Origin of the sequence: Micromonospora sp. NPDC126480, from assembly GCF_040302465.1 — a bacterium.
Lineage (GTDB): Bacteria > Actinomycetota > Actinomycetes > Mycobacteriales > Micromonosporaceae > Micromonospora.
On sequence record NZ_JBEORU010000018.1, the window covers coordinates 94,499 to 105,895 of the forward strand.

The following is an 11,397-nucleotide window of genomic DNA, read 5'->3' on the forward strand; positions in this document are numbered from 1 at the left end:
TCAGTCGGTCGGGAGCAGCGGCCCGAGCGGGCCGAGGTCGAGATTGAGGTCCTCCGGGGCGAGACCGAAGTAGGTCCGCAGCGCCGCCATCTGCTCCTCCAGGGCCATCAGCGTCGTCCCGACCCGCTCGACCTGCTCCTCGGTGAGGTCGCCGAGGTCGACCCGGCGCAGCGCCTGCCGTTCCATCAGCTGCCGGAGCAGCTCGATCACGGTGAGCACGAGGCTGGCCAGTCCCCGCTCGACGGAGTCCCGGTCGACGGCGAGCCGCCGGTCCAGGGGCGTCACCCGGGGCGGCTGCCAGGTCGACCCGTCCAGCGCGGCCGCAAGCTCGGCCGCCTCGTCCCGTTCGGTCACGCCATCTCCCCGGTGAGCACGGGACCGGGCTCCGGCACGGCGTCGCGCAGCTCGGGCGGGGCGAGCGCGCCGACCGAGGCGACCAGGGCACGCAGCGAGACGCGTACCAGGTCGATGTCGGCGATGGCGATCGTGATGTCGCCGCTGATCACCACACCGCTGGCGAGCACCCGGTCGAGCAGGTCCACCAGGGCCACCGGCTGGTAGTCCAGGCCGTCGGCGCTGTCCGGCGCGAGCTGGGTGGTCACCGGACCACCCCCGGAGCGGCCGGCTCTGCCGGCCCTTCCTCGGCGAAGGAGTACGCCGGCCACGGGCCGGTCAGCTCCAACCGGATCTCCGGGTGCCGCTCGCCGAGCGCCCCGACCAGTGCGGTGAAGTCTGCCAGCGCCCCGGCATCGACCAGGTACGCGCCGTTGAGGACCATCGTGGTCGGCGCACCGGAGAGCCGCCGGTCCTGCGGCGGGTGCCGGCGGGCGGCCACGGCCAACCCGTCCAGCGCCGCGTGCACCGCCGCCGCGGCCTCCCCGGAGATCCGCTGCCCCTCCTCCCGGGCGGTGAGCTGGGCCCGGCGTCGCCGCAGGTACGCCGCCCCGGCCCCGCCCGACCCGGCCGACTCCGCCGTCCGGGGGATGACCCCGGGCACCAGGTACCCCTTGACGCCCCACTCGCTGCGACCCGCCAGCCGGTCCAGCACGGCGGCCAGTTCGGCCCGCCGGTCGGCGAGCAGCCCGGCGACGCGGCCGTCTCCGTGATGCACGGTCGCCAGCCGGGCCGGCACCACCGGCCCGGCCTCGGCCAGCGCCGCCACCACCGCGTGGTGCGCCCGGGCCGCCCGCTCCAGCCAGGCCAGGTTCTCCAGGTTGCGGCGCAGCGCCTCCTCGCCGTACTCGGTCAAGGGCGCGGTGCTGACCACCGCGGTCAGCCCGGCGGCCCGCACGGCGCGGACCGGTGCGCCGTCCATGCCCGCGGTGGCGGCCAGCACCGCCGCCCCCACGTCCCGGACGACACCGTGCAGCCACGTCCCCACGCCGACCTCCGCCCCGGCGCCGACCCGCTCAGCCGTCGAACTCATCCCACACCTCCCTCCGGGCGGCCCGCCGGGCGACGCGGGGCCGGCGCTCCGCCTCGACCTCCTCCGGGTCACGGGGGCCGGGTTCGACCGGCGGCCTGGCCCGGGAGCTGAGCCACGGGTCGTGCTCCCACCAGTCGATGCCGATCTGCCGTGCGGTGTCGACCGAGGCGACGACCAGTCGCAGTTTGAGCGTCAGCAACTCGATGTCGAGCAGGCTGACCCGGATGTCGCCGGCGATCACGATGCCCCGGTCGAGGACTCGTTCCAGGATGTCGCCGAGGTTCGCCGGCTCGTGTCCGGCGGGCAGGACCTGCCCGGAGTTCTGCACCACCGAGGGTGGCCGCGCAGTGGTCATCTCATTCAACCCCCGTCCCCCTTGCCGCGCTGGTAGCGGCGCGTCCGCCGGTAGCCCAGCAGGCTGCCGGCCAGATCCAGCTCCACCTCGTACATGCCGAGAAGGTCGGTGGAGGCCGGGATCCGGTGGTCCTCGACCAACTCGACGCCGACCAGCCAGCCGTCGTCGGAGGGCTCGACCGAGGTGATGCCGAGCGCGTCCTTGCCGGTCAGTGAGACGATCTGCCGCAGTCCCGCGCGGGCCGCCTCGGCCGCCGTGATCTCCTCGTACTCCTCCTCGTCGGCGTACCGGTCGTCGTCGGCACGGATCCGTCCTGGTGCCATCTCATCCCCCTCGCCCACGATCGTCGCCACGCCGCCGCTCGACCGGTCGCCCGGCTGTCCGCCGTCGGCCCCTCGGGGGTGGCCGCCGGCCGGTGCCGGCGGCGCCGAGAGCCGTGTCCCCAGCGCCGCCGGCGGGTGGCACCAGCCGGTTCAACACCTGCTGCTGCCCCCGGTCCCGCTGCTCCGGCGTGATCTCGCCGGCCGCCGCCGCCCGGTCCAACTCCTCCAGCTCGCGCCGGATGTTGACCGGGTTGTGCTGCTGGGACTCCGCCTCCCGGGCGATCACCTTGACCACCGCCGTCAGCCCCCGCACGGGTGCGTACGGCAGGGTGAGCAGCGCCCAGAGGATGTCCACCGGTCACTCCACCAACTGGTGTGCGCTGACGAAGTCGTACGGGGCGAGCGGCCCGAGAAGACGCAGCCGCATCAAGTCCCGCCGCTGCTCGGCGAAGTCCTCAAGCGTCCGGTCGAAGTCCTTCTCGTCCTCCACGTCGACCAGGAAGGCGACGTTCACCGCGTCCAGCTCGTGGCTCGGCGGCCGGGGTGCGTTCAGCACCGCGTACGGGGCGAGCGCCTCGATCAGCTCCCGGTTGGCCGCCTCCCGGCGCAGTTCCACCGCCTGGCTGATCAGCTCACCGAGCCGGATCCGCTGCTCCCTCGTCTCCGCCTCAGGCCGGCCGCGTACCTGCCCGGCCAGCTCGGCCGCACGTCGGTCGGCCGCGAGGATGTCACCGATCACCGCCTGCTCGTCGAAGCGGCCGTGCACCGTGTACTGGAGCCGGCCCTCGAACTCGTCGAGGGCGGCGGCGAACCGGTCGTGGTGCGCCTCCAGCAGGTCGCGCACCGCGTCCGGGCCGGTCACCACCGTGCCGAAGCGCACCGGCAGCACCGGGGCCACCGCCGCCGTGCCGTCCAGCAGCGTCTCGTACGCGGCCAGGTCCGCCGGGTGGCCCAGCGGCTTCTCCAACCCCACCTCGCTGACCAGCGCGGCCAGGTCGTCGTGCTGGATCGCGGCCACCTCGCCGGACGGGTCGCCGACCCCCTGCGCGTCGGGGGTCGGCTCCACGTCGGAGGGCACGATGCCGTAGACGAACAGGCCGGTTTCACCACGCGCCGGCACGTTCTCGTCGCTCATCTCACCGCTCCTCGTTCCGCCGCCGGCGTGGCCGGTCCCGTTCCTCGGACCCGCGGTCGCTGAGCGAATCCACGACGGCGCCGCTGATCTCCCTGGCGGCCTTGCCGAGCCCACCGACCGCCGTGCCCTTGGTGACCGCGCCGGAGGCGCCCTCCACCAGGTCGGGCAGCCCCTTCTGGCCCTCCGGGAGGATGCCCAGCCGGTCCACCGTCTCGGCGAACCGCAGGTACGTCTCGATGCTGGCGATCACGATCCGCGCGTTGATCTCCAGGAGCTGGATGCCGACCACCGCGACCGACACCTGCGCGTCGATCACGACGCCCTTGTCGAGCACCGTCTCCACGACGTCGGCGAGATTGCCGCCGCCACCGCCGGTGCGCTCCAGCGCGCTGCCCTGCTGACCCGCCGTGCTGGTCGCGACCGTCACTCGTCACGCTCCTCACGGCGACGGCGGACCACCGGCCGACGGGGTGCCTCGGGGGCACGGCGGACCGGGCGGGGCCGCGCCGGGGGCTCCTCGCGGGCCTCCTCGCGCGGCTGGGTCCGGCGGGTACGGGCGGGCTGCCGGCGTCGTGGCGGCGGCTGCTCCTCCTCGTACTCCTCCTCGTCGTACCCCTCGTCGAAGTCCTCGCCCTCGTCGTAGGCCTCGTACTCCTCCTCCTCGGGCGGACGGCGGCGGGCGGGCGGGCGACGCCGGCCGCGCTGGACCGGCTGGCGCTCCTCGCGCGGCTCCTCCTCGGCCTCTTCCGGCTCCTCCTCCGGCTCCGGGCCGCCCGGGCCGCGTTCGGCACGCGCACGCCCCTCCTCCGGCTCCCGCTCCTGCTGCTCGCGCTCGCGCTGCTCCTGCTCCTCGCGCAGCGCGGTTTCGTGGTCCCTGACCACCTGCGAGTCCTCGATCTCGCCGCGCCAGCCCTGCACCGAGTCCGGGTCGAGCACGGTCTGCGTCATCACGTGCCGGACGAAGTGCTTCAACTCCAGCCGGACCCGGCGGCCCTGGGCCCGCCACAGGTTGCCGGTGTGCTCGAACAGACCCTGCGGGTGGTACTCGAGCACCACCAGGATCCGGGTCAGGTCCGGCGTCAGCTCGTGGAAGCTGACGGTGCCGTCCACCGAGCCCTTCTCGCCCTTCGACCGCCAGTGGATCAGTTTGTCCGGGATCTGCCGGACGATCGTGGACTCCCAGCTACGGTGCGACCAGAAGACCTGCGCCTTCCAGGTCATCTTCTCGTCGGAGTCGTTCTCGGCCTGCTCGACCTTCTTCATGAAGCTCGGGAAGTCACCGAACTGCGTCCACTGGTTGTACGCGACCCGCACCGGCACGCCGACCTCGATCGCCTCGACGATGTTGGTGACCTTCAGCTTCTTGCCGCCACCCTTGCCGCCCTTGCGACCGCCGAGGGCCGACATGATCTTCTCCTTACCGCCGGCCACTCCGGCCTGGACCATCGCCTTCATCGGTGAACTGCCCTCGGCGAGCCGCTGCGCGCCGGTCGCGGCAGCGATAAGCCCCGGCCCGCCGCCCTGTTTCGCGTACTCGCTGAGCCGGCCGGTGGCACCGGTGACCCGCTCGGTCACCACCGCGACGGCCCGCTCGCCGAGCGCGGCCACCAGGTCCCTCAGGTCGTCACCGAGCTGGTCACGGGCCTTCCGGCCCAGCCCGCCCGGCTGCGTCTCGTTCGCCACGGTCACCGCCCCCGCCGCCGCTGGGTGCCCGCCGGCCGGTCCTCGCCGGCCCGCTCGTTCCCGTCGGCCCGCACGTCCCCGCCGGCCCGCTCGTCCCCGTCGGCCCGCTCGTCCCCGGCGCCGGCCACCGGCTTCGCGGGTTCCTCGCCGGCACCGTCACCGGCCGAACGGCGGCGCAGGGCGTCGGCGGACCCGCGCAGCTTGCCGCTGACCGCGTCGATGCCGCTCCCGGCGGCGGCCGTGGCGGCGGCCTTGCCGGCCGCGGCGAGCGGCCCGCCGAGCTTCCCGAGGTTCCTCAACTGGGGGGACGACTGCAGCAGTCGGCTGCCCGCCGCGAGCAGCCCGCCGGACTCCTTGCTGGCGCGGCCGGCGGCGACGGCGGCCGCGATGATCAGGGCCTTACGCAGCTTGCGCCGGCGCCCCAGCAGGTAGCCGGCCCCCACCGCGAGCCCGATCCGTGCTCCGCTGTTCATCAGTTCTCCTTCGCTCCCCGGAGCGGAGACACCTGATCGACAGTGGGCCGAGGTACAGCCACCGGGGATTGGCACGTGGAAGGCCCGCGATCAGGTGCCCGGTTTTGCGGACCCGGCGGGCAGTACCCGGCGACCGTTCGGCAAAACCTATGTCCGGTAGCTGGCGCCGCGCCTCACAAAGCTAATCAGAATTGCGGATCCCATCGTCGCAAAGGGGACGTTGATCCTGTCTTGAGCAGGGAGTACGCGACTCGGAGGAGGAAGCCTCAAAGAGCCGGAGGGGTTGAGTCGAGACATATTTCGGCGTACATCCGGCCACCCTCCTCGCGCAATTTCGCACCGCACTTGGAAAGGACGGACAGGGCACCGGAATTGTCGGGAGTGGTGGCGGCGACGACCTGGCGCATGCCCGCGGCTGCCGCCACGTTCAGCAACTCACGCAACGCTGCCGGGCCGATCCCCTGACCCCGCGCCGAGCGCCCCAGCCACAGGCCGGTCTCAACCGTGCCCGGCTCATCGCACCGGGTCATGCGGATCATCCCGACCACCTCGCCGCCCGCGAGGATCGCGAACATCTGGGTACGGGTCGGGCCGTCCAGCCCCGGGAAGCTCGCCCGGTGGAACTCGCGGAAAGCCTCCCGACGCGCGTGCGACCAGCCCGCCGGGGCCTCGACCGGGGGCATGACGTCGGCCGGCTCCGCCTCGGCAGCCGCTACGGAGAGCAACGACTCCAGGTTTCGTTCGCTCACCGGCTCCAGCCGTACCGCACTCGCCACGTGCCGCAGTCTGCCGGGCCCACCGGCCTGAGTCCACCCCGTTCGGTGCCGACTGGCGGTCTGGACGCAGGTATCGGCCGGTCGGCCCCCATCGTGTTCCTCCTCACGCTCCGTCGCCAAATTCGCAGAGGACCACCGAGGCGTCGTCGGCCGGCTTGTGCCGCCGGAGGCGGTCGGCGAGATCCCGCTCGGCGGCGCGTACGCGGTCGACAAGCGCCTCCGGGCCCTCGGCGGTCACCATGTCCAGCAGCCCCGCCCAGTCGAACAGGCCGAAGTGCTCCACCGCCGCGGACGCCCCGTCGCTGAGCAACGCCGCGCGGCGCAGCCCGTCCGGCCCGCCGAGAGGCACCGTCCCGGCGAGCGCGTGGTACGCGGCGTCCGGGTCCGACGCCGCCACCCAGTAGCCGTGCGTCCGGTTCATCCGCTCGCGTTGCAGGGTCACCGCGTGCCGGAACCGGGTCTCCCGGTCGACCCCGGCGGGGAGACCTTCGGCGGCGACCCGCAGGTCGGCCAGTGCGGCGTCCAGGCGGTCGTCGGTCACCACGCTCACCCGGCCGCCGACGTCCAACACCAGCGGACTGTCGCAGAGCACAAGCCAGTCGACCTGGTCGCCACCGTCCCGCAGCAGGCACACCGTGCTCGACGGCGTGCCCGGATGGTCCAGGTCGCACTGGTCGCCGTGGTCGGCGCGGACGGCCAGGATCGCCGCCGCGAGGTTGCTCATCAGCGTCGCCGCCGGCCGGGCCGCCTCGGCCACGACGATCCGGGCCGCGAGGTGCCGCACGTACCACGTCGGCCCGTGCACGCAGCCGGTGTCGAAGCCCTCCGGCACCGTCGCGCCGTCCAGGACGCCGACCAGCGGCCCGAACCGGAACACCACGTCCTCGTTGTAGGGCCGGCCGGGCGACGGGGCCGACGCCGAACGGACCCGCATCGTCCGCGCCACCGCGGACCGGCGCGGCTCCCCCAACGCCTCCGGCGCCCGGTCACCCACCCCTGCGGCGGCCGGGTCGCGCACCCGACGCTCCCCGGTACGCAGGTCCTCGGCGACGTACGGGGCGTCGACCACCCACTCGTGCGGCTGCGGGCCGGTCGCCGGCGCCGGGGCCGGCGTGGCGGGACGCGCCCGCCGACCAGCCGGACCGCGACCCGTCGGATCCGTCCCCACCATGGTCCGCTCCCCTCTGCCCCGGTTTCTCCGGCCCGACCGGCGTCCGGTGCGACGATCCGGCGTACCCGCACCGCTCGCCCGCATTCCGGTGCGGACGGCGTCCGGCCAACCCGACGGCCCAGCACCCGAATGGCAGGTAGCGTCAGCATCGGTCGGCCTCCGGCCGTCCGGCGGCACCGGCCGCCCGTCCGCGACAGGGGGATCGCAGATGTTGGAGCGCTTGCACGAGGCCGGCCTTCGGGCGGAGCATGCCTATCTGGCGGGCTTCGCCAGCATCGGCCTGGCATTCACCAGTTGGTTCCTCTCGAAGAGCCTGGAGAGGGCGGGGGTGGCGCGAGCCGACCGGTGGGGGATCTTCATCGGCGAATGGGCTCCGACGTTCTTCGCCATCGGCAACGGACTGCGCACCTACGAGAAGCACTGACGGCGCTCCTCCGGACGGGGACCGCGACGGCGGCGTTCACCGCCCGTCAGCGGCGGCGGTTGCGGGCTCGGGAGGAGCGCAGCCGGCGCAGCCGACCGACCAGCACCGGCTCGGCGGCCAGCGCGACGGGGTTGTCCAGAAGCGTGTTCAACAGCTGGTAGTACCGGGTGGTCGAAAGGCCGAAGCGGTCCCGGATGGCCTGCTCCTTCGCCCCGGCATGCCGCCACCACTGCTGCTCGAACTCGAGGATCGCCCACTCGCGTTCGGTCAGCCCGTCCGCACGCGCTCCGGCCACCGGGGCGTCGGCCTCGTCGCCGTCCGCCGGGACGGCCTCCACCGGGGGCGCGGGCCGCGGCGGCGGTACGGGGCCCCGGCCGCGCGGCTCGCCCGACGTCCGGCCTCCGGCCGGGCCGTCCCCGGACGGCTCGGCGGCGGTGGGGGCGGCGTCGGGCGACATGGAACTCCTCGCGAGGGCGGTCGGCCCGGCGGCGCCGGCCCGGGAGGACCAGCCTAGTTGCCGCCTCCGACGGCCGCACGGCGCGACCGCCGCGGGTGGCGGCGGTGCGGTGCGGGTGGTGGCGGTGCGGGTGGCGGCGGGCCCAGGGCTTCCCGGGCCCGCCACCGTCCGTCAGGAGACGTCCCGCCGGCGCATCGCCCACAGCGCCCCGCCGAGGATCACCACCAGCGAGACAGCCAGCAGCACGGACGACTGCTGCCAGGTGATGTCCAGCGTCTCCGGCTTGCACTCGCCGAAGTAGACGGCCTGGCAGGCCTCCCAGTTCTCCAGGGTGACCTTCTTCTCCATCCACGCCGCGATGTACGTGGGCAGCAGCCACGCCTGGAAGAACTTCACCCCGGCCAGGTCGAGCAGCACGGCGACCGCGAACTGGCCCACCACCATCACGGCGATCGCCCCGCCCAGCGCCATCGCGGTGTGCCGGCCGAGTGACGCGAGCGCGAAACCGAGAGTGGCACCGACCAGGACCAGCGCCACCCCGCGCAGCCCGGTCAGCGCGAAGGACTGCCACGCGCCCGAGGTCATCCTCGCCGTGCTGCCGCGCAGCACGGCGATCAGCCAGAAGCTGCCGAACCAGAGCGCCGTCGTGGTCACCGCCAGCGCGAGTACGCCGGTGAGCAGCGCCGCCAGCTTCGTCAGCAGTACGGTGAGCCGCTTGGGCCGCCACAGCAGCAGGTTCATCATGCCGCCGGTGCTCCACTCGGCGCCGACGAAGGAGGCGCCGACGACGTACCCGACAAGCGCCAGGATCGCCGCCAGCGTCAACAGCGTGACGCCGAAGTTCTCGCGGAAGTCGAACGTTGACGGCAGGAACCACTGCGCCTCGACCGCCTCGCGCGGCGGGGGCGTGATCTCCGAACAGTCCGCGGGGAACTGGCCGGGCTCGGCCGTGCCGGCCGCCTTCACCCGCTCGCACTCGGCCCGGAACTGCTCGGTGCTGCGCACGTCCCGCTGCCACTGCTGCTCCGCGGCGCGCTCGGCCTTCGCCATCGCCGCGTCGTCGATCTTCTGGTTCGACAGGAACGTCCCGACGACCACGGTCGCCAGCACCAGCAGCCCGAGCAGGGTCATCCAGCGGGTGAAGCGCCGCTTCGCCAGCCGGCGCAGTTCCGTACGGTAGAGACTCACGCGCCCTCACCGACCTTCGTGGACTGGTCGACCTGCCGGTGCTGGCCGGGAACCGGGGCGGTGGCGGTCAGTTCGAGGAAGACGCTCTCCAGGTCGGCGGCGACCGGTGAGAGCTCGCTGACGTAGAGGCCCTGCTCGGCGAGGAGCCGGGTCACGGTGGCGGGCTTGTCGACCCCGGTGAGCATCAGGTGGTCGGTCTCGCTGGTGACCCGGATCCCGGCCCGGGTCAGCGCCTCGGCGGCCGCCGACAGGTCCGTGACCGCCTCCAGGCGTACCCGGACGGCGCCGGACGAGTGGGCCGCCAGCACCTGATCGACCGGACCGAACGCGACCCGCCGGCCCAGCGAGATGATGGTGACCGAGTCGCAGATCAGCTGGATCTCGCCGAGGATGTGGCTGGACAGCACCACGGTCATGCCGGCACCGGCCAGGTCGCGCATGAGCGTGCGCATCTCGCGGATGCCACCTGGGTCCAGGCCGTTCGCCGGCTCGTCCAGAATGAGCAGCTGCGGGTTCTTCAGCAGGGCGGACGCCACGGCCAACCGCTGCTTCATGCCGAGCGAGTAGGTCTTCACCCGCTCGCCGGCCCGGTCGCGCAGCCCGACCAGCTCCAGCACCTCGTCGACGCGCCGGCCGGGCACGTCACCCGCGCCGGCGAGCAGGGACAGCGTGTCCCGGGCGCTGAAGTGCGGGAAGAACTGAGGGCTCTCCACGATCGCGCCGACCTGGCCGGCGACCACCGGCAGGGCGGCCGGCACCTCGTGGCCGAGCAGGGTCATCCGCCCGCCGTCGGGCCGGATGAGGCCGAGCAGCGTACGGAGGGTCGTCGTCTTGCCCGACCCGTTCGGGCCGAGGAAGCCGTGCACCTGGCCCGCCTCGACCCGCATGTCGAAGCCGTCGAGCGCGTTGCGGGTGCCGCGTCGTCGACTCTTGTAGGTCTTTCGCAGACCTTCGATCTCAAGGACAGCTGCCAAGCTGCACCTCCCCCGATGATGGGCGTGTCGGGGACACCATACGCGGTATGCATCGAGTCGCAATACCCGGTATGCATACGACACGCTCACGAGGTGTTAGGAAGGGGCCCTTTTAGTGCACCAGGCGTTAATAGGGGGCCCTTCCTTACGCCTCAGGCGCAGATGACGTGGACGCCGGCGGCGCGGAAGGCCTCGACCACCTCGGGCGCCGCGCCTGAGTCGGTGACCAGGGTCTCCACCCGGTCCACCGGGCAGATCCGGGCGAAGGCGTGACCGCCCAGCTTGGACGAGTCCGCGATCACCACGACCCGCTTGGCACGCGCCACCATGAGGCTGTTCATCGCCGCCTCGCCCTCGTGATGGGCGGCGGCACCGAGCTGCGGGTCGATCGCGTCCACGCCGAGCAGGGCGACGTCCAGGGTGACCTCGCGCAGCAGGGCACCACCCAACGGGCCGACCAGCTCGAACGACTTCGGCCGCACGACGCCGCCGGCCACCACCACCTTCATCCGCGACCGGACCAGCAGTTCATTGGCGATGTTGAGGGCGTTGGTGACCACGGTGAGCTGTGCGCCCTCGGCGCTGGTGTTCAAGTCCGGCCGGACCGCAAGCGCCCGGGCCACCTCGGTGCTTGTGGTCCCGCCGTTGAGGCCGACCACCGTGCCCGGCGACACCAGGGCCGCGGCCGCCGCGCCGATGCGCTGCTTCTCGGCCGAGTGCTTGGCGGTCTTGTACCGCAGCGGGAGGTCGTACGAGACACCGTTGGCGACCGCGCCGCCCCGCGTACGCGTGATCATCTGCTGCTGGGCGAGCTGGTCGAAGTCACGGCGAATGGTGGCCTGCGAGACGTCCAGGCGCTCGGCGGCCTCCTCGACGGTGACCCGGCCACTTTCGGTGAGCATCTCGAGCAGGGAGTTCCATCTGGCGTACCGGTCCACCCCAGGTCCTCCAGTTACTGCGCGGTCGGTGATTGATTGCGTGCACACTAGTGCGCGAAACTATGAGGAGGCAA

Annotated in this window: 17 protein-coding genes; 1 reads left to right on the plus strand and 16 read right to left on the minus strand. The window is 73.1% G+C overall.

Features of this window, described 5'->3' with window-relative positions; all coding sequences use genetic code 11:
• The 12 genes from ABTW87_RS18290 to ABTW87_RS18345 all read right to left on the minus strand — a co-directional run bounded on the left by ABTW87_RS18290 (position 1) and on the right by ABTW87_RS18345 (position 7,342).
• The gene (locus tag ABTW87_RS18290) at positions 1–354 is read right to left on the minus strand and encodes a gas vesicle protein K (RefSeq protein WP_350652004.1); all 354 of its coding nucleotides are present in this window, start codon (positions 352–354) and stop codon (positions 1–3) included.
• Positions 351–602, minus strand: coding sequence for a gas vesicle protein (locus ABTW87_RS18295; protein WP_350652005.1), 252 nt, complete (start codon positions 600–602; stop codon positions 351–353). Before ABTW87_RS18295 ends, ABTW87_RS18290 begins: the two co-directional genes overlap by 4 nt.
• On the minus strand, positions 599–1,426 hold the full coding sequence (locus ABTW87_RS18300; protein ID WP_350652006.1) for a GvpL/GvpF family gas vesicle protein: 828 nt from the start codon (positions 1,424–1,426) through the stop codon (positions 599–601). The genes ABTW87_RS18295 and ABTW87_RS18300 overlap by 4 nt, the downstream gene beginning before the upstream one ends.
• Entirely contained in the window at positions 1,410–1,781 is a 372-nt protein-coding gene (gene gvpJ, locus ABTW87_RS18305; RefSeq protein ID WP_350652007.1) for a gas vesicle protein GvpJ, read from the minus strand. Before gvpJ (ABTW87_RS18305) ends, ABTW87_RS18300 begins: the two co-directional genes overlap by 17 nt.
• Positions 1,782–1,786: 5 nt before the next feature.
• Complete coding sequence (locus ABTW87_RS18310) at positions 1,787–2,104, minus strand: gas vesicle protein GvpO (protein WP_350652008.1); 318 nt, start codon at positions 2,102–2,104, stop codon at positions 1,787–1,789.
• A gap of 1 nt (position 2,105) precedes the next feature.
• Complete coding sequence (locus ABTW87_RS18315) at positions 2,106–2,459, minus strand: gas vesicle protein GvpG (protein WP_350652009.1); 354 nt, start codon at positions 2,457–2,459, stop codon at positions 2,106–2,108.
• 3 nt (positions 2,460–2,462) lie between these two features.
• On the minus strand, positions 2,463–3,239 hold the full coding sequence (locus tag ABTW87_RS18320) for a GvpL/GvpF family gas vesicle protein (protein WP_350652010.1): 777 nt from the start codon (positions 3,237–3,239) through the stop codon (positions 2,463–2,465).
• 1 nt (position 3,240) lies between these two features.
• Positions 3,241–3,666, minus strand: coding sequence for a gas vesicle protein GvpJ (gene gvpJ, locus ABTW87_RS30240; protein WP_502891605.1), 426 nt, complete (start codon positions 3,664–3,666; stop codon positions 3,241–3,243).
• Entirely contained in the window at positions 3,663–4,922 is a 1,260-nt protein-coding gene (locus tag ABTW87_RS18330) for an SRPBCC family protein (RefSeq protein ID WP_350652011.1), read from the minus strand. The genes gvpJ (ABTW87_RS30240) and ABTW87_RS18330 overlap by 4 nt, the downstream gene beginning before the upstream one ends.
• A 2-nt stretch (positions 4,923–4,924) precedes the next feature.
• Positions 4,925–5,395, minus strand: coding sequence for a hypothetical protein (locus ABTW87_RS18335; protein ID WP_350652012.1), 471 nt, complete (start codon positions 5,393–5,395; stop codon positions 4,925–4,927).
• A 266-nt stretch (positions 5,396–5,661) separates the two neighbouring features.
• Entirely contained in the window at positions 5,662–6,171 is a 510-nt protein-coding gene (locus ABTW87_RS18340) for a GNAT family N-acetyltransferase (RefSeq protein WP_350652013.1), read from the minus strand.
• A gap of 103 nt (positions 6,172–6,274) precedes the next feature.
• Entirely contained in the window at positions 6,275–7,342 is a 1,068-nt protein-coding gene (locus tag ABTW87_RS18345; protein ID WP_502891606.1) for a hypothetical protein, read from the minus strand.
• A 208-nt stretch (positions 7,343–7,550) separates the two neighbouring features.
• On the opposite strand from ABTW87_RS18345, the gene ABTW87_RS18350 reads away from it, so the two are divergent.
• On the plus strand, positions 7,551–7,766 hold the full coding sequence (locus tag ABTW87_RS18350; protein ID WP_350652014.1) for a hypothetical protein: 216 nt from the start codon (positions 7,551–7,553) through the stop codon (positions 7,764–7,766).
• Between the two features lie 46 nt (positions 7,767–7,812).
• On the opposite strand, the gene ABTW87_RS18355 is transcribed toward ABTW87_RS18350, so the two are convergent.
• The 4 genes from ABTW87_RS18355 to ABTW87_RS18370 all read right to left on the minus strand — a co-directional run bounded on the left by ABTW87_RS18355 (position 7,813) and on the right by ABTW87_RS18370 (position 11,323).
• Complete coding sequence (locus ABTW87_RS18355) at positions 7,813–8,223, minus strand: DUF3263 domain-containing protein (RefSeq protein WP_350652015.1); 411 nt, start codon at positions 8,221–8,223, stop codon at positions 7,813–7,815.
• Between the two features lie 171 nt (positions 8,224–8,394).
• Positions 8,395–9,411, minus strand: a complete 1,017-nt coding sequence (locus ABTW87_RS18360) for an ABC transporter permease subunit (protein ID WP_350652016.1) — start codon at positions 9,409–9,411, stop codon at positions 8,395–8,397.
• Positions 9,408–10,358 carry an ATP-binding cassette domain-containing protein gene (locus ABTW87_RS18365; protein WP_350652045.1) on the minus strand — a complete coding sequence of 317 codons (951 nt, stop codon included), beginning with the start codon at positions 10,356–10,358 and terminating at the stop codon, positions 9,408–9,410. The genes ABTW87_RS18360 and ABTW87_RS18365 overlap by 4 nt, the downstream gene beginning before the upstream one ends.
• Positions 10,359–10,537: 179 nt before the next feature.
• A complete protein-coding gene (locus tag ABTW87_RS18370) occupies positions 10,538–11,323 on the minus strand; it encodes a DeoR/GlpR family DNA-binding transcription regulator (RefSeq protein ID WP_350652017.1) in 786 nt (261 codons plus the stop codon).
• Positions 11,324–11,397: the final 74 nt, after the last annotated feature.

Excerpts from the sequence above, each read along its gene's own strand:
- ABTW87_RS18300 (WP_350652006.1), bottom strand. The coding sequence starts at position 1,426 with ATGAGTTCGACGGCTGAGCGGGTCGGCGCCGGGGCGGAGGTCGGCGTG.
- gvpJ (WP_350652007.1), bottom strand. The coding sequence starts at position 1,781 with ATGACCACTGCGCGGCCACCCTCGGTGGTGCAGAACTCCGGGCAGGTC.
- ABTW87_RS18310 (WP_350652008.1), bottom strand. The coding sequence starts at position 2,104 with ATGGCACCAGGACGGATCCGTGCCGACGACGACCGGTACGCCGACGAG.
- ABTW87_RS18320 (WP_350652010.1), bottom strand. The coding sequence starts at position 3,239 with ATGAGCGACGAGAACGTGCCGGCGCGTGGTGAAACCGGCCTGTTCGTC.
- ABTW87_RS18335 (WP_350652012.1), bottom strand. The coding sequence starts at position 5,395 with ATGAACAGCGGAGCACGGATCGGGCTCGCGGTGGGGGCCGGCTACCTG.
- ABTW87_RS18345 (WP_502891606.1), bottom strand. The coding sequence starts at position 7,342 with ATGGTGGGGACGGATCCGACGGGTCGCGGTCCGGCTGGTCGGCGGGCG.
- ABTW87_RS18350 (WP_350652014.1), top strand. The coding sequence starts at position 7,551 with ATGTTGGAGCGCTTGCACGAGGCCGGCCTTCGGGCGGAGCATGCCTAT.
- ABTW87_RS18355 (WP_350652015.1), bottom strand. The coding sequence starts at position 8,223 with ATGTCGCCCGACGCCGCCCCCACCGCCGCCGAGCCGTCCGGGGACGGC.